Genomic DNA, 21,966 nt, shown 5'->3' with positions numbered 1-21,966 from the left:
TCGGGAGACATGTACGGCGCCCGGCCTTCGCGCTCGGCCTGCGCGGGCGTCTCGACGAACGTGCAGTAGTGGCACCGGTCCCGGCACAGCCGGGTGACCGGGACGAACACCTTCGGCGAGTAGGTCACCACCCCCGGACGACCCGCCGCGACGAGCCCGGCGTCGCGGACCCGCGCGGCGACCGCGGTGAGGCGGTCGAGGTCCTCACCCGTCGCGGCCAGCAGCACGGTGGCCTCGTCGACGTCCAGGGCGGCGCCGCGCTCGGCGCGCGCCAAGGCGCGGCGTACCTGCTGCGGGGTGGGCGCGGGACCCGTCATCGACGGCACCTCTCGTCAGGCGGTGCGTGCCGGGACGGCACGACTCCTGCCCCATGGTCCCGCACGGGGTGCACGCACGCGTGGCCACGTCCGCGCCGAGCCGGGGCCCGGGCGCGCTCACGACGTCCGTCGGCCGCCGATGTCATCGCGGATGCCTGCGACGAGGTGGTCGGCGATGGCCAGGCTCGACGTGGCGGCCGGCGAGGGGGCGTTGCGCAGCGCGGTGATGCGCCCGCTCGTCTCGACGCAGAAGTCGTCCACCAGCGCACCCGTGCGGTCCATGGCCTGGGCCCTGACACCGGCAGGGCCCGGCTGCACGTCGTCGTACGCCAGCTCGGGCACGTATCGCTGCGCGGCGGCGACGAACCTGGCGCGCACGAGGGACCCCCGCATCTCCGCCACCCCCGTGCGCCAGTGGCGCCGGGCGAAGGACGCGAAGCCGCGGTAGCCGAGCGTCTCCGACAGGTCCTTCAGCGACACGTCGGTCCAGCCGTAGCCCTCGCGAGCCAGGGCGAGGACGGCGTTGGGGCCGATCAGGACCTCACCGTCGACCCGCGGCGTGAGGTGCACGCCGAGGAACGGGTACCTCGGGTCCGGGACCGGGTAGACCAGCCCCCGGACCAGGTCCCGGCGCTCCGGGCGCAGCGTGAGGTACTCGCCGCGGAAGGGCACGATGCGTGGCTCGCGCCCTCCCCCCGCCATGCGGGCGAGGCGGTCGGCCTGCAGCCCAGCGCAGGCGACGACCCGTCCGAACGTCTCCACCTGCGTGCCCGCACTGCTCCTCGACGTGACGTGTACGCCGGTTGGGCGGTCGTCGATCCCGACGACCTCGGTCCCGGTGCGGACGATCCCGCCGGCCTCCTCGACCAGCTGCGCCAGCCGACGGGTCACGGCGGGGTAGTCGACGATCGCGGTGGTGGGCGAGTGCAGCCCGGCGACCCCCCGCACGTGTGGCTCCAGCTCGTGCAGCTCCTCCTGGCCGATGGCGCGCACACCCGGCACACCGTTGGCGCGGGCGCGCGACTCGATGTCGGCGAGCCGGGATGCCTCGTGGTCGTCGAGCGCGACCAGCACCTTGCCGATCTCGCGGTAGGCGATGTCGTGCTCGACGCAGAAGTCCCGCAGCAGTCCGACCCCGGAGCGGCACAGCCGTGCCTTGAGCGATCCCGGGGGGTAGTAGAGGCCGGCGTGGACGACGCCGCTGTTGCGGCCGGTCTGGTGCTGCGCCAGCGCGTCCTCCTTCTCCAGGACGGTGACGCGATCCGCCGTGCCGGTCTCGAGGAGCCGGTGCGCCACGGCAGCGCCCAGGATGCCGCCGCCGATGACGGCGAAGGACGTCTCGCTCACGAGGCATGCTCCCCGGATCCCACGGCTGCGAGCGGCGCGGGACGGCTGGCGGCATGTACGGCGAAGGGACCCGACGTCATGCCCCCATCATGCGCCTCGGCCAGACCCGACACAGCGGAACGCTGAGCTCGGGTGTGCCCGCTTCACGATGGACCCGCCTCATCAGTGCCGGAGTGGTGGGGCACTTCCGACAGCGTCAGGACCGGTCACTCACGAAGGACTCGAGGTCGGACTCATTGATCTGACCGGTATGGCGAAGCAGCAGGAAGCCCGCTGCGTAGATCATCTGAAGACCGTCTACGTCCCCAGTAGCTGCTGCCGTGAAGAACCCTTCAACGTCCCCCATGGCAACAGCGAGTCCCGTGTTGCTGGCGGTGTCGCTGCGTCCGAAGGCGGCGGAGAGACGCACCTGCGCGACGTCTCATCGCTACGAGCCGGACGTGTGCGGGAGAAGCGGGGGCGCGGGCCGGCCCGTCCGAGGTGTGCAGCAGCACTTGATGCAGTCTTGACCTTCCAGGATCACACTGGTGGGAACCGACTCGCAGTCCTGCGCGTGTTCACCTCGAGGAGGAGGTGAGTGATGGCGGACGAGGCGTCCTTCGATGAGTTCTATCTCTCGACGCGCGAGGCCGTCCTGCGCCAGCTCACAGCCATGACCCTCGATCGTGAACTTGCTGCTGACGCTGTGCAGGAGGCCTATGCCCGGGCGTGGCAACGCTGGCCCCGGGTGTCACGACTGGCCGAGCCCTCGGCTTGGGTTCGAACCGTCGCGTGGCGGCTGGCCATCAGTCAGTTCCGGCGGCGTGCTGTGGCCAGAAGGATGCTGCGCCGGCTGCAGCTGGAGCGCGACCCGATGGAGGTGGAGGCGTCGGCGGACGTTGCCATCGACGTGGTCACCGCGCTGCGCGCCCTGAGTGCGGAGCACCGTCGGGTTCTGGTGCTCCACGAGCTGGTCGGCCTGTCGGTGCGTGAGGTAGCCGCTGAGACCGGCGTGGCCGAAGGCACGGTCAAGAGCCGACTGTCCCGCGCTCGTGAACGGTTGGGCGTCGCCTTGGGCCCTGAGTATCTGGCCGGTCCGGCTCCTGCCGGTGCGGACGTGCTGGTGCGCGAGGAGGAGGGGCGATGATCAGCCCGCTCGGCGCCGCGCTGCGGGACCTGGGGGACGCTTCGGATCCCCGGCTGTTGCCCGCGCCCGACGCCGTACGCAATCGCGGGAAGCGACGTCGACGTCGCGTCACCAGGAGCATCTCAGCCGGCGTGCTGCTCGTCTGCTCCGCGCTCGTCCTGGTGCTGGCCTCGCTGGGCAGCTCCGAGCGGGTCACGCAGCCGGCCGACCCGGCGCCCAGCCCGACCAGCACCCCGGAGGCCGAACGTCGCGACGTGCAACCGCCGTGGTACCCGATCGACACCGGTACCCACCGGTTCAGCGCCCAAGCGATCGCCGCTCACGACGGACGGTTCGTGGTCGTCGGCGACAGCAGTGACTTCGAGAACGAGGGCCCAGCTGTCTACTGGTCCGACAACGGCGTTGACTGGCAGGCACCACCGCTCGGAAGCGAGCCCGACTCCGTCAACGTCACCGACGTCATCGCCGTCGACGAGGGCTTCCTCGCCGTCGGGGTCGGCATGGGTGGCCCCGCAGCATGGCGCTCCGCCGACGGCCGGAAGTGGATCGAGTCACCCGTCGCCACGCCGAAGGACGGAGCCTGGGTGGCCTTGTGGGGCATCACCAGCACGCGCCTGGGCTACTACGCGTGGGGATCTTACGGAGGCGGCGCGCACCTCTGGCGCTCCGCCGACGGCATGGCGTGGGCGCCGGTGGCCGACGAGACTGCGTTCGACCTCCCCCAGAAGGAGGCCATCTGCGCCGTCCGGGATGTCGAAAGTGGACTGCAGGCCACCGGGGTGGTGGCACCGCCGAGGTCGCTCGAAGGCCGACGGGTCGTCTGGACCTCGATGGACGGCGAGGAGTGGGTGCTCGCCGACGCGGCCGGCGCTACGACGCTGTGGTGCGACCCCACCCAGGACCTTGGCCATTGGGAGGCGCGGACCGACGCCGGGCTGGCCCGCATCGAGCCGAACGGCCCCGGCGATGTCGTCGAGTTCTTGCCCGCAACCCAGTGAAACCGGCTCCGCGCGAGCGCATGACCGTAGACGGGCGCCTCACCGCACGCACCGACCCGCGCAGGGCGACGGTTTGATGCAAGCGTGACCGATCGAGTCCAGAGAACCGACGTCGCTCCCGCTCGTGGCGCTCGCGGCGGCAAGACGCACTGTGGGGCGGGTGTGGGTATTGGCAAGCACGCTTCCGCGCGCTCGGGCTTGGTTCTGCACCACCCGTGGCTGTGCAGGCGGGCTATGGCCCTGGCGTTCGCGCGCGCGTAGCGTGAAATCGATCCGCGCACGGTGGATCACTTCACCAGCGGAGGACTTCAGATGCCCAGCTTGATCGCTACCCACGAAGTTGACGACGTCGCCCATTGGCTCTCCTCGCCCAAACGCGAGGAAGTCTTCGCGTCGGTCGCGAGCAACATCCGCACTTTCGTTGATCCCAGCCGAGCCAACCACGTCGGCCTCAGCATGGACGTGGCCGACATGGCTGCGTTCCAGGCGGTGATGGAGAGCGAGGCCGGCGCGGCGGCAATGAAGTACGACGGTGTGCATCCGGAAACCGTCGTCGTCTACGTGGAGAGCTGACGTCAGGACTACGCAGAGAACCGACCACAAAGGGCGCAGTGCCATCAGGGCTCTGCGAGCGCGCTGGCGGCGGTATGCCCCAAGCCGATGTCGTGGCGAAATATGGCGCGACTGATTGCACGGGTTCCATCCCGTTGTGATCCAGGTGTTCTCCTGTACATCAGGCCGACAGTCGAGAATCATCGAGTAGTGCCCACTCGACAGCTTGCGGTCGGTTTGACGCCCATGGAGACACGGCGTCCGGTCGTGCTGCACCTGGCTGATCGCGCGGAAGCCCTCGGGTACGACGCGTTCTTCGTGGCAGAGGGCTGGGGCCACCACGCGGGCGTGCTCCTCGCGGAGGTTGCAACGCGGACGCGCCGGATCACACTCGGCACGGGGATTCTCAACGTCTGGGGACGCACGCCAGCGACCATCGCCATGCTCGCCGCCAGCCTTGCGGAAGCCTCGGCCGACCGGTTCGTGCTGGGTCTTGGCGCGGGGAGCCCGCCTCTTGCCGAGGGATTGCACGACATCGAGTTCACCAAGCCAGTCCAACGTCTCGGCGCTGTGACACGACAGGTACGCCGACTCCTTGACGGCCAACGACTAGAACCGACCGTCGACCGCGACAACCGGCCCCTGAAGCTGGCCCTCACGCCGCAGAGACCGATCCCGATCCACCTCGCAGCACTTGGCCCGGAGTCCGTTCGCCTCGCGGGTGAGCTCGCCGACGGGTGGGCACCATTCCTCCTCCCAATCTCCGGGCTCGACCCAAGCCAGCGATTGCTCCGGGACGGCGCGGCGCGCGGGGAACCCCACCGGACGCTTCCACTCATCGCCCCCTGCGTCCCGGCGGCGGTCTCGAACGACCCCGCCAAGGCCCTCGAGATGGCCTCGTGGTGGGTGTCGTTCTACCTCATGAACATGGGCCCCCTCTACCGCCAGTCCCTGCTCCGCCTCGGACACGGTCACGCGGTCGAGGAGGTCCTCGCGGCCAACCCCACCAGACGCACGTTCGACGTCCCCGAGTCGGCGCGGGTGCTGCTCGACGAGTTGACCCTGTGGGGCGATACCGAACAGGCACGTGAGGCCCTTGACTGCTGGTACGCCGCGGGCGCGCAGATGCCCACGGTCGTGCTTCCACCGGGCCGCCCCATCGAAGAACTCGACCACATGCTCGACGCCATGTGTCATTGACGTCGCCCTCGGTGTGCGTCACCGATACGCGGCGGTATGACCGTGCCGCCGCGTCGCGGCCTGCCGGTCATCGAATCGAGGGCGCCGACGGTGATCACTTGGCTACCTTGGCCGAGTGGCCACCGATCCGAGTCTTCTTCGCTTCCTTCAAGATCGCCTGACTCAAGACATCGACTCGGTCCTTTCGGACACCCCGATGTTGGCCTTGAAGTGAACGACGCCGAGGTTGAGCGGCGGTTCCTCGATCGCGCGGCTCTCCTGCAACGCGTGCAAACAGACCGGGCCTTGGTCGCTCTAAACATTGAGGCGATGCAGGACGAGCAAGGAACCCCGGCGGCCGGCGCCTCGTCCTTCGAGAGCGGGCCGGTGACTCGACTTGGGTCAGAAGTCTTGAAGGTGATGACAGCCCGCTACGCGGACCATTCCGACTACCGCTTCGACTGGCGACCTAGTGTCCAACTGCCACGACTTTAGCCTCGTTGGCCGGTCCGATCACGGCAGATAGTCCCAGTTCGAGATCGCAAACCTGGCCGCTCACCGGTGAGCCTTCGTAGACGAATTCGGGACCACCCTGTATGACCGGACAATGACTGGTCTGGGCCGTTTCCCATTCGGTGCTCCTGTCCAGCCTTGCGGCGACGCGCTGCCTGGCCCCTGTGATGCGGTTGTGCTCGGCGCGTACCCATCGGCTGTGCACGTCCGGTGGGTGCCGCCCCGCTCGTCGGGGTTGCGGCCGATCTCGGCCTTGGCAGTCGACAACGAGCCCACAGTGTTCTGGGACGGATCCGATGCCGATCAGCGCGTCGAGCGTTGGAGGGCCAAGTACTTGGACCCGAACTGGGGCGAGGTCAGTACCGCAACGCTCAACGGGCCGTCTGGTTCATGGCTCACTTCGAACATCCTGGACCCGCTTCGCGACGCAGGAGCAGGCAGCACCTTCATCACCGATTGTTTGACGACGTACAGGCTCAGCGGTGGCGCGGCGGCGAGACTGCGCGACACCTACGACCCCATGGTGAAAGTTACGAGCGGACTCCCCGCCGCCAGTTTGCGTGCGCACCCAAGCGAATCTCAGATCGTACGAGAAGCACTCGATCAGCAGTCGGAAAGGATCCGTGGGCAGATCGCCGCAGCACGTCCACAGCTACTTGTGTCGCTTGGGAACGCTGCATCGCGTGTAGTCGCCGCTCTGAGCGAGTCTGATAAGTCGGGAAAACTCGAGCCAGACGATTACGGCCGGCCTCGGCCCGTCTCGATATCCGGCACGGATGTCATCTGGATCGCACTGGTGCATCCAGCCACGCCCGCTGTTTGGCAGGAGCGTCACCGGCAGTGGTTGGTCGAAGGGGCGTTCCGGTTCTAGTCAGCTGGCCGTACCCCGCGGGTACGCGGCGGAATGCCGCACCCGATACAGGGTCACATCCGCTTGGGCTTCTAAGGCGCAATCTCCCTTGCGATGTCGACTTCCCGACCACATTCGGCGTCAACCCCTGGGCGGTTGAGGTTGTCGAGGAGTGCTGGGCTCGAGATGCCCATGTCCACAGCGTCCTTAACGTTCCGATACGCCACCACGCACGTCGAAGCGTTCGCTGGCTCGGGGTCTTGCTGATCGACTATTGCTGCGGACACGCTGCAGATCGCTGTAATGACTGTGCCCACGAGGCCGAGGCTCGCCGTGATCCACGCCGCTTTGAGCGAGAATCGTCCGGTGGCCAGTGCTGCCGTCAACTCCGGGTGCGGGGGCATCTGCGTCGGCATTCGGGGCGGGGATGGTGGCGGCGGCAGTAGCGGTGGACGTGACGGCGTATCCGTCGTCCCTGCCACGTGCTTCAGCGACTCGGTTGTCGCGAGTCCCGACGACTCGCCAGCCTTCGTGCCAAACGGCCACGCTGGGGGCACTGTTGCTTCTTCTTGGGAGGTGTCATCGCCGCCTGCGTCGCTAACCATGCTCGCGCTCCCCGCTAGTCGTGCTGGTCATGCCACTGCTCGATGAGCCGGCGCTCGACATTCCAGAGACGATTCGCGGCGTGCCAGTTCTCCTGTTCGGTGCGCCAGTTCTCGTAGTCGCGGAAGGCGGCTTCCCGAGCCTCTTCCAAGATGCCTTCGTCCCTCGTCAGGAAGCGGTTCAACCCGAGCAGCCGTCTCACGAATATCCACGCCAGGAGGCCGCTCACCAGTCCGGCCACACCGACGACGAGGGCGACCGTTCTTGCCCAAACGACGACCGTCGCCTGGTGCTCGTCCCAGAACAGCGGAAGCGATGCACCGACCGAAGCAGTACATAACAGCACTGTCACAGCGGAGGCCCACCGCAGGCCAACGACACGGTTTGGCCAGGTGCTAGCTTCCACCAGTTCTTGCTGCCAGCTACTTCGCACAAGGAGAGGCTAATGGAGATCGGGCTACTTGCGCCCGCGTTGCAAGACGCTCCAGCGATGCTTCGCCGCTGGGAGGCCTTCACGGAGATGTTCAGCAGCACGCACCGCAGCTTCAGAAGTACTAGCAAGCGCTCGAACGCTTGTGGGGACGCCACGGCCGGCCATCTCAAGGGCGAGCAGGAACGGACGCCGCGACTTGCATCCCGTCAGCACCCGCATGGCCGGTGGGTTCACCGCGGTCAACGTGCGCGAGTTCGGTAGCCCAGGTTGGCACGGGGTAAGGCGGCGGAATGAAGCACCCCGCGCCGGTCATGACCCGCGCCCAGTTCATCCAATGGCGTCACGCCGCTCCAGCGATTCGCCCTACGGTTACCGCCATGTCGCTCGGATTGAACGCTTGCCTCACGACCGTCTTGGCTGTCCTCTCGCTGCTCGCGGGGGCGCCCACGGCTCAGGCTCACCACCAGCCCTACTACCGCATGAGCGCGATGACTGTCGCCGAACACCTAGGTTGCAAGGATTTCACTGGCCACGGCGCCGGCGAGCTGAACCTTGGCTCCGGTGTGTGCTGGCTAAAAGGCAGGCGCATCAACATCATTACGTTCCGCGGTCCAGGCCAGCAGGCCGAGTGGAATGGCGCGGCCACGCTGAACTTCGGTCCGAGGTTTCACTGGGCTGTTGGTCGGGGCGCCAACATAGTCGCCAAGAACGGCAACCTAGACGCCGCCCGTGTGGGTGCCGGCGCTCTTCCCGGTCGGGTTCGGCACGGCTGATCTAGCGACGCTGTCATCCGCACGGCTCGCGGCGAAATGACGCGGTGGGTGGACCCCCATGGTTCATCCAGTGACGGGGACATGCATTCGCCTCCCCATTGGGGCCTGCTGGCGACCCAGATCGCGGCACTACGGCCGGTCAACCCGCGAGATCGAGGGCCTTCGAAACGATCGTTGGAAGAATGAGGCACAGCAGCAAACAAGATACAAGGACGCCCATGCCGACGGCGGTGTACCTCTTACTACCCCTGCCTACCACCATGCTTGCCACGATGGCGAAGACCGTGGGAATCAGGATCACGCCAAGCACAACGACGATGCCAGATGGATTAAGCACAAACAGCCGGTCGGCGCCGTAGTAGGCGAGGCCAAGTGAAGGCAATCCAATGCCCACGGCTGCAGCGCTAGCGACCTTGTTGAGAGTGTCGGCGGATTCGGCGTCATGGATCTGCGCCATTGCACCTGCCGCCTGAACCATCTGGGTGAGCGCATGGACCTCCTCGCCGAGGAGTTCTGCCATCGACTCGCAGTGCCGAATCGCTGCGTCGTGCGTCCCCATCCATGGCCTGGTGATCGCATCCACCGGGGGATGCCAATTGGCGAGTGTGATGTCGCGGCCACGACGGTAGTCGTGATACGCCGTGGCGTCGTCGCTCCACAGCCAGAGTCCCTCTCGGACAGCCTCGCGCGCCGCATGGCGAGCTTGTGTCATCGCGATACCCAGGTTGATTAACAACGGCACAGTTCTCGAGGGCGACTCGCCCTGGGCCGAGCCCAGCGACGCCGCAACCCTTTCCTCGAGTTCAAGCCTCAAGGAGCGGACTTGCGCAACGCCGTTCCGTGACTGCTCTGCTGCCTCCTTTGCGAGGGACGCAAGGAGTTCGTGCCTGGCCGTCAGATCGGCCTTGAGCCGCGGCTCGAACGGGACGCGCAGCAGTTCTGTCAGCGTCGACGTTGTTGCGTCCGCTCGCTCCCAGCCACTGCTCTCGTCAGCGATCCGCTCTATCGCGGCATCGACAAGAACTCGCTCTCCGTCCAACCACATGTGCCACCGGCCGAGCAGCACCTTTCGGTGCGTTCCTTCGCCAACCACCATTAGCAGCGGTGCGGAACGAAAGCCAGTCGCCGAGTCAAGGGCGGCAAGTCGCCCCACCTTCGCCGGGTTCGCGGTTTGCCCATCTGGGAGGTGGAACACTTCGACGGCGATGGCCACGAATGGCTCGGTCGAAGGACTGCCAGTGGCATTGGACGCGGTTGCCGTGTCCGCGGCGTGATGGGGAGCGAGTGACACGCGAGGATGGTGACAGCAACCGGCACCCTCCGCAGGACAATCCGATCAAGAGGGCGACGACTTGCGGCGAAGTGACGAAGTGACGCACTCCCGAGTGGTCCGCCGCGGCCGGAAGACTGGCTGCGCTGTGCGATCTCATTCGGGTCGAGCGCCTGAGTCAGCTGGGCTTCGCACCCTCCGTAACCGGCTCCGACCCTTGGAAGAGAGCCCGCTCGAACATGTCTGCGGTGGATCTGCCGACCTCCGCGGTCCAACCCTCCAACACCTGGCAGTAGGACACGTACGTCTCCGTGTACCAGTTGTAGCTGAAGGTGCCTGTCTCGCTCCTGTACGTCGGAGCCATGCTCCAACCCGCCAGGTAGAGGCTGCGAGCGACACGCGCGTCGAGGATGAGGCAACGCGCGTTCTCATCGCCCGTTTCGCGGTGGCCGTTGGCGAAGTAGAGGAACTTGCTGAAGAACGCAGGCCCGAGCCACGGGATCATCCCGCCACCCCGCTTGATCAGCGTGCTGTACGCCTCCTCCACCTGCGAGGCACGCTCCTTCCACCACTGCGGGCCGAGCGTCTTGGCTGAGAATCCATCGACAGCTTCCGTGGGTCCTTCCTGCGCTCCTACTCGTACCCTCTCCAGAACCCAGCCAGGGGGCAGGAACCCGTCCGGGGCCTTCCTTCGGAAAGCAGCGTTGTGGGCTGATGTCATGACGTCGCCTCCACGAAGCGTGCGAAGTGGCCTTGGTACTGGGTGGACAAGGTACGGAGCGGTCCCCACCTGTTGCGGTGAATACAGAAATCGGCTTCACCGGGACGAAGGCGCCCGTCTCGAAGCCCGCGATGGCGCACCTCGAGGACGACGTCCGCTGCTCGAGCCCACGCGGGGTCCAGGTCGGACTCGTCGTCAGGACTCGTCATCACGACGTCGCGCGGCAGCGACAGCAGAACGTAGAGCCCAGCCTCGGCCCACGACGCGACGGTGCTTGGCGAAACACCTGACACCAGGTCCGCGTCATCGACGACGATCACCGTTGGCTTCGGCTCCCCGCGTTCTGGGTGAACCTCCGGGACGTAGGTGTCCTCCCCCTCCGCGTACAGGCTCAGCCCCAGTCGCTGGACCTGCGTCCTCGCCTCATCCAGACGCTCAGCCTCCGCCGGGACAAGGGTGTTCGAGGCGACACGATGCAGCGGCAGCCTTCCGTGGAGCGCCAGCAGGCGGGCCCCGACCCTCGCCGGCGACTCCCGTGGCGTGACCAGGTGGACCGTCTGCCCCGGCTGACCTGCAACCGCTGCCGCCCACTGCGTCACGAGTGCCGTCCTGCCCTGCCCCGGTGCGCCCGTCACCACCCACAGTCGCCCGGGCTGCATCCCGCCGGTCAGCGAGTCCAAGTCTGCGAGGCCACTGCCGACTGTCGGAGACGGCTGGCGGTACGCGTCGAAGGCCGCAAGGAGTCCTGATGAGGTGAGCACGCTGGCATCGTGGCGGACGCCGCCGACAGCATTGCTGGACCGGCGCGCGGATCCACCGACGGGTCGAGTGTCTTCAGCTTCGATTCCCACATGACCTTCCTGCTGGGCTCGCCTCGGTCGAGTCGGCTTGCGGACTGAGCACAATCGGTGGCACAGACCCCGGCCGTCGGGTCAACGCTTGGGCTGCAGCGGGCCAGTAGTAGCTGCGGCGTTCGCTCGGTCTGTCGCTGCGCGACGATCTTCGAGGCTGCGGATGATGTGCGCCGCCGCGGCACGGTCGACGGGTTCATTGTCCAGTCGCCCGAGCCAGTCCACGAACTTCCGCCCCGCGATGAACTCGATGCCGTCGACGGAGGCCCCGTCCGGAACGCCGTGCTGGGCAGGTCCCCAAAGGACCACGACCGAGGTGACGCTGAGGGGGTTTACCCTCGCTCGTCGGCTTCCGCGCGCCGTCCCCTTCAGCAGGTCGCGCGTCAACCCCTCAGCGCGTAGGCGGGCCTTCATGGCGGCTCGTGCCATGTCCGCAGTGTCGCTGATCTGACTTCGTCACTTCGAGTCGACCGCCACCAAGCCGGCTTTCCGGGTGACAACAAGGTGGTCGATGTCGCCATGCTGCAACCCGAGGCTGTCGACCCAGCCCCATACGAGCTTCATACGCTTGGCGCGCTGCAGTTCGCTGCGAGTGTTGTCCTCGCCCCAGGCGCCACGGACGTGTCGGATGGCGTCTGCGTCATGTGCAAGAAATGCCGTGTGAAGCAGGTGGAGGTACGCCGCGACCATGCCAGTCTGCAGTGCTCCCAGCAACCACCATCCAAAGGCGGTATTGGGCCACGTAGCGAGTACAAGCCCCGTGGTGAATGCGATGAGGACGACCAGTCCGATGCTGAGCACTGCAATAAGCCGGAGGTTGCGCCTGAGCCAGATGATCAGCCGTCGCCGGAACTCGCGGCGTGAAAAGGGATGGTGCTTGGACATGACGGCTCCACGAGAGGGTTGTTGATGCACCGATCCAAGCCGAGTGACGCTCTGGCCGTAGCCATTCCTTCAAACACGACGACGGCGAGTTTTGGCCATGCCGATCGAGACCTGGTTGCTGAAATCGCCGTGTGGTGGCGCCCAATTTCGCTAGCGTTCCATGAGTCTCGGGCCGCACCCGGCCCTGCAAGTCGCACTTCACCAACTGTCAGCAGGGGGACCAGCAATGGCCGAAGAGTCTTGGCACGAAGCACGTCTCATTCCCACCTCGGGGATCAACGGGGCCGAAGAGCAGGAGCGCCGTGCCACGTCGGCGCTCCTTGCGGTGTTGTCGGCGGTCAAGGAGTTCGGTCGCGGCTTCGTCAAGCCCTTTGGTGCCCCAGCGGGCACCCTGGAGTGCTTCATCGAGGTGCCCTTCATCCTCGGGGAGAAGCGGCTCTACCCCGACGGTCTGATCCGTGTGACGCGCGGCTCGACCACGTGGACGGCGCTCGTCGAGGTGAAGACCGGCCCCAACCAGCTCGCAACCGAACAGCTCGAGAACTATCTCGACATCGCACGTGACAACGGATTCCAGGCAGTCATCACCATCTCCAACGAAATTCCCGCGGTCGCTGGCCAGCACCCCACCAAGGTCGACAAGCGAAAGCTCAAGAAGGTCGCCCTGCACCACGTGTCCTGGTCGCAAGTGCTCGCCGAGGCGGTGATGCAGAAGGAGTTCCGCGGTGTCGCCGACCCCGATCAGGCCTGGATCCTGGGCGAACTGATCCGCTACCTCGAACACAGCAAGTCCGGCGCACTGGAGTTCGACGACATGGGCGAGGCCTGGGTCGGCGTCCGTGACCAGGTCACCGCCGGCACTCTGCGCTCCAACGACAAGGGCATCGCTGAGGTCGTCGCCCGGTTCGACGCACTACTGCGGTTCGCCAGCCTCCAGCTCGGGCGCCAGCTCGGCACCGAAGTTGTCCCCGTCTTGTCGCGCAAGGAGGCCGCCGACCCACTCCTGCGCGCCCAGGCTTTAGCGACGTCGTTGTGCACGACGGGACAGATGTCCGGGGCCATACGAATCCCGGACACCGTCGGGCAGCTCGTGGTGACCGCAGACCTTCGCGCAGGGAGGGTTACCTGCCATGTCGACGTCGAGTCCCCACGTGAAGGACGAGCCACGACTCGGGTGAACTGGCTGGTGCGGCAGCTGAAGAACGCGCCGGACGGAACGAGGGTCGAGGCATTCGTCGCGCACGCCCGCGGATCGCAAGCCGCCGAGCTGCTTTCCACCGTGCGAGAGAACCCCAGCAGCCTTGTCCTTGACCCGGCCAAGGAGCTGCGGTCGTTTCGCCTTGCCGTGTCCGGCAGCCTGGGCTCGAAGCGCGGACGAGGGCGAGGGTCGTTTATCGACTCCGTGCTGACCACGGTCGACGCCTTCTACCTTGACGTGCTGGGCAACCTGCGAGCCTGGTCCGCAGCACCGCCGAAGTTGCGCCCCGCCAGTCCCGAGCCCGTTGATATCGACGAGTCCGTGCGGCCGGCGTTGGTTTCGACCGACTACTCCTCGCAGGACGGCGCCCGAGAGGGTGCCGACGAAGCGGGCGTGGGGTATCGCGCGTCGGATCGAGTGGCAGCAGCCTCCAGCGCCCACCCCGGTGCGGTTGCGAAGACAGATGCGGACTGATGCTGTGGAGTGGACGAGGCAGGGGCTAGCCGCTGCAGGCTTCGAGGGCTTTGTCCGGTTCGCGGACCTCCCGACCTCGCCTGTGCCTCAGGGGCAGGGCGTCTACGTCGTCCTCCGCGACCGTGCTCAGCCGCCAAGCTTCCAGAAGGTGAGCCCGGCCGGATGGTTCAAGGGAAAGGATCCGTCTGTAGATCGGACAGCCCTCCAGGAAGCGTGGGTTGAAGGTCCTTGCGTCATCTACATCGGGAAGGCCGCCGCAGGCGCGACCGGCCGCCGGGGCATCGCCAAGCGACTTGACGAGTTTCGTCGACACGGTGCGGGACAACCCGTGGGCCATTGGGGCGGTAGGTACCTCTGGCAACTCACGGACAGCTCGGAACTGCGGGTCGCTTGGCTCGAGACACCGGACGTCGATCCGGAAGAGGTGGAGTCTGAGCTCATCGCTCAGTTCGTCGCCGACTGGGGCGTCCGCCCCTTCGCCAACCGCAAGGCCGGCCGATCCGTCAGCAGCGCTGAGGCCAAGACCCTGTAGCGGCGCACAGGTGCCCTCGCGGCGTCCCCGCGCTCGGCTAGACGCCAGCGACGTACGCCGTGAGGAAGTGGACGCCGTGACGATCGAGGTTTCCGCGGGCACGGTCATAGTGCTCGGTGGTGCGCGGGTCAGAGTGTCTGGCCAGGATCTGGGCGTCGCGCAGCGGGACGCCCGCATCGAGGGCGTTGGTGATCGCAGCGTGGCGCAGCGAGTGTGGGCTGATGTGCCGAGGAATGTCGGCCGCCTTCGCAATTCGGCAGACCATTCGGTAAGCGTCTCGGCGGTCGATGGGGTTGCCGGACTTGGGTCGTAAGACCAGTCGTCCTTCGGTTCGGTTGCCGCGGCAGGCCTCGAGGACGCGTAGTACCGGCACGGTGATCGGCATAGTGGCGGGTTTGTTGCCCTTGCCTACGAGGTGCAGCACTCGGTGCCCACGCAGTGTTTCGGCGTAGTCCTCGATCCGGACCGCAGCGGCCTCGGACGCCCGCAGGGCGTTGATGCCGAGCAGGAACGCCAACGCTCCGTGGTGGACGGTGAGTGTCTGGGCGACCTGGAGGAAGCGGATGAGCTCGAGGCGGTCCAACCCCTGGGTCCGGGACTCGTCGCGGTGCACCTTTGGCAGGCGCGCGTAGACGGCCGGATCGGACACGATGAGTCCGTCAATGTGGGCGTAGCGGAAGTAGCCACGCACGGCGTGCATCGAGGTGACGACCGAGGACGCCATCAGGCCGGCTTGTCCAAGGTGTCGGATGTAGAGCTCGATATGCGCTCGCTGGATCCCGGCGAGCGGGTCGAGAGCGTTGGTCTCGCACCAGGCAAACCAGCGCCGCAACTGGGAGGCGTACAGCGTGTGGGTGTGCCCGGAATATCGAGCGAGGTATGACACGGCAGCGAGTTGGGCGGGCGTCATCGCATCGGGCTGGAAGGGCAGCAGCGTGTTCATCGGTGTCACCTGGCGGAATCGGCCGAGCCTCGCCCAGGTCCGCCGCGCGAGGTCGAGGCGCTTGCCCGACGCTAGGGCCGATCGGGTTCTCGCCTAGGTACGAATGATCGCGAGATCGCGGGCTCACTGACACTTGCGACCAGCTCCGCGCCTGAGCGGCACGCGGCGGAATGACGCTAGGCGACTAGCCTTCCCAGCGGCATGGGTAGCGCGCCCGCGAACGCAGGCGTGATGCAACTGTTCTCTGCCGTCCGCAAGGTTGGATCTACCGGCGAAGGACACACTTCTCCTGTGCCTGTAATGACTGACGCCGACGAGCCCGAGGACGGCGACGACATCGAGCTGGCTCCTGGACAGCGGGAGGCGCTGGAGAAGTCCATGGACTTGCTGCGCAAGATGGTGCTACCGGAGGTCGACCTGCCCAAGTTCGTTCTGCCCCAGTCGACTTTCACGAACCTGGTGGCCATCTCCGGCATCGCACAGCGGCAGCAAGCGATCCTGCAGAACGCCATGAAGCCCCTCCTCGACGCTCAGGCGCTGCGGCAGAAGCAGATCGCCACGAGCATCAACAGCGACATCTTCAAGTCCGCGGCGCTTGCTCAGTCGAGTCTCAACAGGATCAGCGGGCAGCTTTACAAGAACGTCGACTTCGGTCTGAGCGACTCCTTCGCCAAGCTCGCCTCGCAGGTGGCCGCCCAGCAGTCGGCATGGATGAAGACGCTTGGTCCCTCCCTGGAGCGACTCAAGCTGTCCTTCTACCCTCCGAACCTGCAGCCGATCGAGGGGCTGCGGTGGGAGGAGGTCGAGTCCGTCGTGATGGTGGACGGCATCGCGATGTACGGCGTGCCCCGCACTGCCATCGCGGAGGCGCTTATCCGCGCTGACAGTGCCGCGAGGCGGCGGGACATCCTTGGACGGCGATGGAAGGCGATCTCCGCCGACTGTCGCGCTGTAGTCGAGGGGTGCGAGACCGCCGTTGTCACCGCGTACGTCCCGATGGCGCTCAGGGCTCTCGATGCTCTGGAGGCAGGCCACACGGAGGCGGCTCAGGCGCTTACGGGGTCGCGGCTCGACTCCATGGTGAACACCTACTTCGGTGCCGACCGCTACCTCTACACCCCCGACAAGCGGGGCAAGCGCACCAACGCTGCCTATGACGAGTTCACCGCACATGAGTACATCGCGCTTGCCCCCACCTGGCAGGCGTGGCAGAAGTTCTTCCCCAACGAGGGACTGCCGGTGCCGCACACCTTTAGCCGCAACGCGACTGCCCACACCGTCAGCACGAAGCAGTACACCCGCCGCAACGCGGTCCAGAGCCTGATGATCGTCTGCAGCCTCATCTACTTTTTCAACGGCGAAGCGCGCCGCGTGGAAAATCGCGATTGACCAGCGGCCGCGAGAGGGACCGGGGATCATTGGTGTGTCGTCCATGAACGCAGCACGCGGAGGCGCACTCTGGACCGCTGCAATGAGACGAGGGGAGGCGGTGCCGTGAATGTCCATAAAGGTGACACTCGATCGCGTCGCCACACCTATCGACCGCGAAGTCTTCGCGTCACTCTTTGAGCAGTCGGTCGTCCGCAGCTACGCCAAGGTGACGAGTGCGCTAGAGACAGGCTCCATCTCCTTCAAGGATTTGGTCGACCACGCCCGCAAGGCTGAAATCCCGTACCCGCTGTTCTTCGCTCCCCGCGATGTGGTGGAAGAGCAACTCCGCATCAAGCAGGAGCGGCTCCTTCAGGGCTTCAGCGCCAAGCGCGAGTTCTCCATGAACTCGCGGCACCACGTGGACATCGCGCAGGTAGAGCTCATCGTCAAGATCCTCCAGTTCAAGCAGGACTGGATGAAGAAGGACAAGGCCCTCGACCGAAACCCCATCGTCGGGATTCTTAAGAAGTCAAAGGCGCCCATCGCCGAGGACGCCGCGAAGCTGATGGCAGCGCTCGACCTCGACCCCATAGAACTCAGGGGAACGAAGAAGAAGGGCGACGCCCTCAATCTTCTCGTCGAGAAGCTGGAAGCCAAGAACATCCTCGTAGCACAGAGCGTCCAGGACCTGATGCCGCAGCGGCTGCCGGCGGGCAAGATCTTCAGCGGCATGACGGTTAAGGACACCAAGTTGCCCTTCATCTTCCTCGCCAGTGGAGACGAGGGAGAGGCGTTCGAGCCCACTGGGCGACGAATCTTCACTCTGACCCTCATGGCGGTGCTCGTTGCGCGCGGACGGTTCGCCACCGTCACCTACAACGGACACACCACCGAGGACAAGTCAAACCGCGAGTACTGGCTGACAGCAGAGATCCTGATGCCCGAGGCTGACTTCCGTCGCACAGACCTGAGCGACCTTGACGCCATCCGAGCGGCGTCTGATGTCTTCAAGGTGACGCCGAGCGCGGTGGTTATGCGAGCTCAGCGCCTGAAGCTTCTGACCCGCCATGAAGCTGAGGTCCACCTCAACGACCTCAAGGACGCCTTGGACAGGATAGAGACGACTCCGCGCAACAGGATGCTGCCGATGAACGCCCTGCGGAAGTACAACGGGCACGAGTGCTCCCGGCGCATGCTCGCTCTCTACGACGCTGGGACCATCAGGACTAGCGACTTCTGCCGGGTCATGTTTTCCAATGCCTACCGCAATGATCGCGCGATCAGCGACTACAGGGCAGGGCTGCGATGGCCATGACCATGTACCTGATCGACAACAACGCGCTTGGTCCCCTCGGGGACAGGAAAACGTCCACCTTCTTTAAGGAGCACTGCCGAGTCCCGGCCGAGGTCGCGTACGAGTCTCGGCGAGCAAAGCACGCCAAGCTTCTGGAGCCAGTCACCATCGAAATGACACCCGGGGTGTTGGCTCAGTTGGCAGACGTGATGAAGACCGTCCCAGCCGGGCACATGGGCTTGGTCAATCTCTACAGATACAAGGGCACTGCCGATCCCATCCTAGTTGCCATGGCCGTTGTGCTCAGTACGCAGGACCTCTTCTCCGACACATGGCTGATCGTCACAGAAGACAAGGAAGTGAGGGCGAAGGCGAAGGAGTTCTCGATCGACACTTTGACGCCGAAGGAACTCGCTGAAGTCATCGACGCAGCAACGAAAGTGGCTGAGAACTGTGTCTGTCAATGAGTTGCGTAGCAAGCGCATTGTCTCGACACCCGGTCAAGAGCCGTCTGCGATGTCGGCGCCGTCCGCGTGCAGAGTGCGGCCATAGTCGTCGTGGCTGGGCACTGGATCCGGACCACTGCTGGGCGTCCTTGACCAGTACGGTGAGTTGCTCCACCGATGAGTCTTTCTGGGCGAAGCGAGGTAGCCACCGCTCCCAGTCGTCTGACGGCTTGCCGACGCCCAAGAGCTCGATCCACTGCCGGCGGACTACCCGAACTCCAGCTGCTCCGCGGCGTCCAGCGCCTCGACGACAGCGCTGGCCCCACGTATCTGGAGCACGTCGATCGGGCGCGCGCCCTCGAGGTGGGAGTTTGAACCAGACAACCAGTTCCATATGGCGGGGGGCTCGAAGATGATCGAGGCGCGCGCGACGACGTGGTCGAGGTCGACGAGCAACCGGGCCTGAGCCAGAGTGGGCAGGAGCGTCCCGGCGCGCCACCTGGAGACGACAGTCCTGCTGACACCCAGGCATTCAGCCACCCGCGTGACGTTCCCAAGCGCTCGCACCAGCAGCTCGGTTCGCGTGGCGACAAGGTCGGCAAGGGTTCCGTCAGTCACCTCATCATCATGTCCTGCAATGACCGTTCTAGCGAGGTCACTCGCAGCCCACTCGAATCAGGGCAGCAGAAGCTGGTTGAGTTTGGTTGACGTGGGCGCTCTGGGCGGGAACAACGAAGGCCCCCGATCTGCATCTCTGCAGGTCAGGGGCCTCGATCGGAGCCGCCTGTCGGAATCGAACCGACGACCTAATCACTGCGGGCGCGGACCGCGGGACCGCGCGTGGAACGGGCCCAAACTGCCTCTGACCTGCGCGGATGCCGTCACGCGACCTCCCGCTCCGTCCGCCCGCTTCCGGCCGGATCCGACGAGATTCCGGTGTTTCACCGGAACATCCACGGAATCCACGAAAGGCGGGTCGGGTCGGCAGGGCGGTTACACGAGTGGGACAGGAACCTACGTCCCCGCTCCTGCTGCGTGCGTGAATGACGGCCAACCTTCTGTCTACGGAGCACAGGGTCACAGGAGCACAGAGCGGCCTTGTGATGTCTCAGAACATCGGCAAGGCCCGAACTCACTGATGTGGGTTCGGGCCTTGTCATTCGCCTGCACGCCGAGCCCACATCGACGGCTTCAGCGGCTCCGCGCCTCGTATAGGACCTGCTGGCAGTCGGGGCAGTTCCTCTCCCGCCCCTGGGCGAGGGTGAGCTGCCAGAAGATGGGCCACGCCGCGGCAGGGATACCGCACGCCGTGAACGGATCTCCGGGCCTCTTGGCGTGCCACTCCCCGAACGGCTCGGGCGGCGTGACGGCGGCGGTCGACCGGTGGCGCGCCGAGACCATCCACGACGACACGGCGGTGGTCACGACGGCACCAGGACGCCCGGCACCGACAGGGCCGCGAGGTCCTCGGCGGTGTCCAGGTCGCGGCGCAGGGACGGCGGGCCGCTGGCCGCTCGCTGGTAGCCGAGCCTGTGGTGCATCGCGGCGGAGTGCCGCCCGAAGCCGAAGCCCGGACATCTCTCCGGACCGTGGACCAGGAAGGTCGTGCCTGTCCCCTGGCGGTCGGTGACGTAGAGGGGGCTGCCGCTGGTGGCGAACTCGCGCACCACGGCGTCGAGGTCCGTCGGCTGCAGCTCGGGGAGGTCGGCGACGACCACCGCGACCGGCGCGTCCGGCCGGGCCTCCAGCGCTCGGCGTCGCCCCAGGGCGGCGGCGCGGTTCATGCCGAGCGGGTGGGGCTCGGCCACGACCTCGGCGCCGACCCCCCGTGCGTCGCGGGCGATGTCGGGGTCGCTGGTCACGACGAGCACGGCACCCACGGTCTCCGCGGCGAGGCCGGCCCGCACCGTGGAGGCCGCGAGGCGCAGCGCCAGCTGGCGGGCCTCCTCGCGCGGCAGCTGCAGCCGGGTCTTGGCGGCGTGCGCGTCCTTGGCCAGGACGACCAGCGATGCCCCTGCGGTCCCCGTCGTCATCGCGCGACCCCCTGGACGGCGATGCGATCGTCGTACGTCGTGGTCCGCTCGCGCACGGGGCGCCCGATGCCGGCGGCGATCTCGGTGAGGTCGGCGACGGTCTTGGCCGAGCCGTGGTCGGAGCCGGCCATCCGGGAGATGGTCTCCTCCATCAGCGTGCCGCCGACGTCGTCGGCACCGGCACGGAGCATGGCCCGGGTGCCGTCGACGCCGAGCTTGACCCAGCTCGTCTGGACGTGGCGGATCGAGCCGTGGAGCATGATCCGGCCCATCGCGTGGACAGCGAGGTTGTCGCGCATCGTCGGCCCCGGGCGGGCGACGCCGGCGAGGTAGATCGGGGAGCTCGTGTGGACGAACGGCAGCGGCACGAACTCGGTGAAGCCGACCACCCCAGATTCCAGCGCTGCGTCCTGGATGCGGCGCAGCACCCGCAGGTGCTGCACCCAGTGGCGTGGGTTGTCGACGTGGCCGTACATCATCGTCGAGCTCGACGGCAGCCCGACGCGGTGCGCCGTGGTCACGACGTCGACCCAGGTGCGGGTGGGGAGCTTGCCCTTGGTCAGGATCCAGCGGACGTCGTCGTCGAGGATCTCCGCGGCGGTGCCCGGGATGCTGCCGAGCCCGGCCTCCTTGGCCCTGGTGAGGAAGTCCTCGACCGACAGGCCGGTGCGGGTGGCGCCGTTGACGATCTCCATCGGGGAGAAGGCGTGCACGTGCATGCCCGGCACCCGCGCCTTCACGGCGGCGACGAGGTCGAAGTACGCCGTCCCGGGCAGCTCGGGGTCGATGCCCCCCTGCATGCACACCTCGGTCGCGCCGAGCTCCCACGCCTCGGCCGCGCGGTCTGCCACCTGGTCCAGCGACAGGGAGTAGGCGTCGGCGTCCGTGCGGCGCTGGGCGAACGCGCAGAACCGGCACCCGACGTAGCAGACGTTGGTGAAGTTGATGTTGCGGTTGACCACGTAGGTCACCTCGTCGCCCACCGTGTCGCGACGCAGGTCGTCGGCCAGTCGGCACACCTGGTCGAGGAGGTCGCCGTCGGCGGTCATCAGGGCCAGAGCCTGCTCGTCGGTCAGGCCCGCGGGGTCGGCCTCGGCGGCGCGCAGGGCAGCCCACCCGTCCCCAGTCAGAGCACTCGCTGTCGTCGACCCACCCGTCGCGGCGGCCTCGCGCAGCGCGTCCCAGTCGCCGTACACGTCGTCGAAGTCTCCACGCCGGTCGGCCGACCGGCCCTCGGTGTCGATGGAGGCGTGCAGG

23 protein-coding genes and 1 pseudogene are annotated in these 21,966 nt (G+C 66.7%); 12 read left to right on the top strand and 12 right to left on the bottom strand.

All coding sequences use genetic code 11. The features are described from left to right. Window positions 1-317 (bottom strand): annotated as a pseudogene (fbiC, locus tag DAI17_RS20690) (7,8-didemethyl-8-hydroxy-5-deazariboflavin synthase); the annotation flags it as partial. A gap of 117 nt (window positions 318-434) precedes the next feature. Continuing rightward, window positions 435-1,664 carry an L-2-hydroxyglutarate oxidase gene (gene lhgO / locus DAI17_RS20685; RefSeq protein WP_107775141.1) on the bottom strand — a complete coding sequence of 410 codons (1,230 nt, stop codon included), beginning with the start codon at window positions 1,662-1,664 and terminating at the stop codon, window positions 435-437. A gap of 580 nt (window positions 1,665-2,244) precedes the next feature. On the opposite strand from lhgO, the gene DAI17_RS20675 reads away from it, so the two are divergent. From DAI17_RS20675 to DAI17_RS21145, 6 genes are all read left to right on the top strand, one after another. After that, on the top strand, window positions 2,245-2,790 hold the full coding sequence (locus tag DAI17_RS20675) for an RNA polymerase sigma factor (protein ID WP_107775142.1): 546 nt from the start codon (window positions 2,245-2,247) through the stop codon (window positions 2,788-2,790). Next, entirely contained in the window at window positions 2,787-3,788 is a 1,002-nt protein-coding gene (locus DAI17_RS20670; protein ID WP_159081701.1) for a beta propeller repeat protein, read from the top strand. The genes DAI17_RS20675 and DAI17_RS20670 overlap by 4 nt, the downstream gene beginning before the upstream one ends. 312 nt (window positions 3,789-4,100) lie before the next feature. Beyond that, a complete protein-coding gene (locus DAI17_RS20665) occupies window positions 4,101-4,361 on the top strand; it encodes a hypothetical protein (protein WP_107775138.1) in 261 nt (86 codons plus the stop codon). Window positions 4,362-4,550: 189 nt separating this feature from the next. Then, window positions 4,551-5,540 carry an LLM class flavin-dependent oxidoreductase gene (locus DAI17_RS20660; protein WP_199905244.1) on the top strand — a complete coding sequence of 330 codons (990 nt, stop codon included), beginning with the start codon at window positions 4,551-4,553 and terminating at the stop codon, window positions 5,538-5,540. 36 nt (window positions 5,541-5,576) lie between these two features. Continuing rightward, complete coding sequence (locus tag DAI17_RS21820) at window positions 5,577-6,014, top strand: DUF6221 family protein (RefSeq protein WP_407669760.1); 438 nt, start codon at window positions 5,577-5,579, stop codon at window positions 6,012-6,014. Between the two features lie 295 nt (window positions 6,015-6,309). Next, window positions 6,310-6,903 carry a hypothetical protein gene (locus tag DAI17_RS21145; RefSeq protein ID WP_159081700.1) on the top strand — a complete coding sequence of 198 codons (594 nt, stop codon included), beginning with the start codon at window positions 6,310-6,312 and terminating at the stop codon, window positions 6,901-6,903. 598 nt (window positions 6,904-7,501) lie between these two features. On the opposite strand, the gene DAI17_RS20655 is transcribed toward DAI17_RS21145, so the two are convergent. Then, entirely contained in the window at window positions 7,502-7,837 is a 336-nt protein-coding gene (locus DAI17_RS20655; RefSeq protein ID WP_159081699.1) for a hypothetical protein, read from the bottom strand. A 371-nt stretch (window positions 7,838-8,208) separates the two neighbouring features. On the opposite strand from DAI17_RS20655, the gene DAI17_RS21140 reads away from it, so the two are divergent. Then, window positions 8,209-8,691, top strand: a complete 483-nt coding sequence (locus tag DAI17_RS21140; protein WP_159081698.1) for a hypothetical protein — start codon at window positions 8,209-8,211, stop codon at window positions 8,689-8,691. A gap of 139 nt (window positions 8,692-8,830) precedes the next feature. Here DAI17_RS21140 and DAI17_RS20650 read toward each other — a convergent pair whose 3' ends face one another. The 4 genes from DAI17_RS20650 to DAI17_RS20635 all read right to left on the bottom strand — a co-directional run bounded on the left by DAI17_RS20650 (window position 8,831) and on the right by DAI17_RS20635 (window position 12,418). Continuing rightward, window positions 8,831-9,982 carry a hypothetical protein gene (locus DAI17_RS20650; protein ID WP_159081697.1) on the bottom strand — a complete coding sequence of 384 codons (1,152 nt, stop codon included), beginning with the start codon at window positions 9,980-9,982 and terminating at the stop codon, window positions 8,831-8,833. A 157-nt stretch (window positions 9,983-10,139) separates the two neighbouring features. Further along, window positions 10,140-10,682: an 8-oxoguanine DNA glycosylase OGG fold protein gene (locus DAI17_RS20645; protein WP_159081696.1), complete on the bottom strand. Its 543-nt coding sequence runs from the start codon at window positions 10,680-10,682 to the stop codon at window positions 10,140-10,142. Beyond that, window positions 10,679-11,443, bottom strand: a complete 765-nt coding sequence (locus tag DAI17_RS20640; protein WP_107775133.1) for a DnaB-like helicase C-terminal domain-containing protein — start codon at window positions 11,441-11,443, stop codon at window positions 10,679-10,681. The genes DAI17_RS20645 and DAI17_RS20640 overlap by 4 nt, the downstream gene beginning before the upstream one ends. A gap of 546 nt (window positions 11,444-11,989) precedes the next feature. Further along, the gene (locus DAI17_RS20635; protein WP_107775132.1) at window positions 11,990-12,418 is read right to left on the bottom strand and encodes a hypothetical protein; all 429 of its coding nucleotides are present in this window, start codon (window positions 12,416-12,418) and stop codon (window positions 11,990-11,992) included. Window positions 12,419-12,644: 226 nt separating this feature from the next. Here DAI17_RS20635 and DAI17_RS20630 point away from each other — a divergent pair, with 226 nt between their 5' ends. Both DAI17_RS20630 and DAI17_RS20625 read left to right on the top strand, forming a co-directional pair. Then, on the top strand, window positions 12,645-14,090 hold the full coding sequence (locus DAI17_RS20630; protein ID WP_199905243.1) for a hypothetical protein: 1,446 nt from the start codon (window positions 12,645-12,647) through the stop codon (window positions 14,088-14,090). Window positions 14,091-14,094: 4 nt separating this feature from the next. After that, window positions 14,095-14,622: a hypothetical protein gene (locus DAI17_RS20625; RefSeq protein WP_234412635.1), complete on the top strand. Its 528-nt coding sequence runs from the start codon at window positions 14,095-14,097 to the stop codon at window positions 14,620-14,622. Window positions 14,623-14,659: 37 nt separating this feature from the next. Here the strand turns inward: DAI17_RS20625 and DAI17_RS20620 are convergent, their stop codons facing one another. Beyond that, window positions 14,660-15,565, bottom strand: a complete 906-nt coding sequence (locus DAI17_RS20620; protein ID WP_107775130.1) for a tyrosine-type recombinase/integrase — start codon at window positions 15,563-15,565, stop codon at window positions 14,660-14,662. Between the two features lie 300 nt (window positions 15,566-15,865). Here DAI17_RS20620 and DAI17_RS20615 point away from each other — a divergent pair, with 300 nt between their 5' ends. From DAI17_RS20615 to DAI17_RS20605, 3 genes are all read left to right on the top strand, one after another. Next, window positions 15,866-16,954, top strand: a complete 1,089-nt coding sequence (locus tag DAI17_RS20615; protein ID WP_107775129.1) for a hypothetical protein — start codon at window positions 15,866-15,868, stop codon at window positions 16,952-16,954. 109 nt (window positions 16,955-17,063) lie between these two features. Beyond that, window positions 17,064-18,251, top strand: a complete 1,188-nt coding sequence (locus DAI17_RS20610) for a hypothetical protein (RefSeq protein ID WP_107775128.1) — start codon at window positions 17,064-17,066, stop codon at window positions 18,249-18,251. Then, window positions 18,248-18,697 carry a hypothetical protein gene (locus DAI17_RS20605; RefSeq protein WP_159081695.1) on the top strand — a complete coding sequence of 150 codons (450 nt, stop codon included), beginning with the start codon at window positions 18,248-18,250 and terminating at the stop codon, window positions 18,695-18,697. Before DAI17_RS20610 ends, DAI17_RS20605 begins: the two co-directional genes overlap by 4 nt. A 246-nt stretch (window positions 18,698-18,943) precedes the next feature. On the opposite strand, the gene DAI17_RS20600 is transcribed toward DAI17_RS20605, so the two are convergent. The 4 genes from DAI17_RS20600 to cofH form a co-directional block, all read right to left on the bottom strand. Then, window positions 18,944-19,294 carry an antitoxin Xre/MbcA/ParS toxin-binding domain-containing protein gene (locus tag DAI17_RS20600; RefSeq protein WP_159081694.1) on the bottom strand — a complete coding sequence of 117 codons (351 nt, stop codon included), beginning with the start codon at window positions 19,292-19,294 and terminating at the stop codon, window positions 18,944-18,946. Window positions 19,295-19,867: 573 nt separating this feature from the next. Beyond that, window positions 19,868-20,101, bottom strand: coding sequence for a hypothetical protein (locus tag DAI17_RS20595; RefSeq protein ID WP_107775125.1), 234 nt, complete (start codon window positions 20,099-20,101; stop codon window positions 19,868-19,870). Next, window positions 20,098-20,709 (bottom strand): 2-phospho-L-lactate guanylyltransferase, encoded by a 612-nt coding sequence (gene cofC / locus DAI17_RS20590; RefSeq protein ID WP_107775124.1) that lies wholly within the window; start codon window positions 20,707-20,709, stop codon window positions 20,098-20,100. The genes DAI17_RS20595 and cofC overlap by 4 nt, the downstream gene beginning before the upstream one ends. Further along, window positions 20,706-21,966, bottom strand: a 1,261-nt coding sequence (cofH, locus tag DAI17_RS20585; RefSeq protein ID WP_107775123.1) for a 5-amino-6-(D-ribitylamino)uracil--L-tyrosine 4-hydroxyphenyl transferase CofH, incomplete at its 5' end; no start/stop codon positions are given. The genes cofH and cofC, both read right to left, overlap by 4 nt.

It is taken from the genome of Nocardioides sediminis (genome assembly GCF_003047295.1).
Lineage (GTDB): Bacteria > Actinomycetota > Actinomycetes > Propionibacteriales > Nocardioidaceae > Nocardioides > Nocardioides sediminis.
Note: the sequence above shows the minus strand (reverse complement) of the source record. Positions and strands in the feature narration are given on the sequence as shown.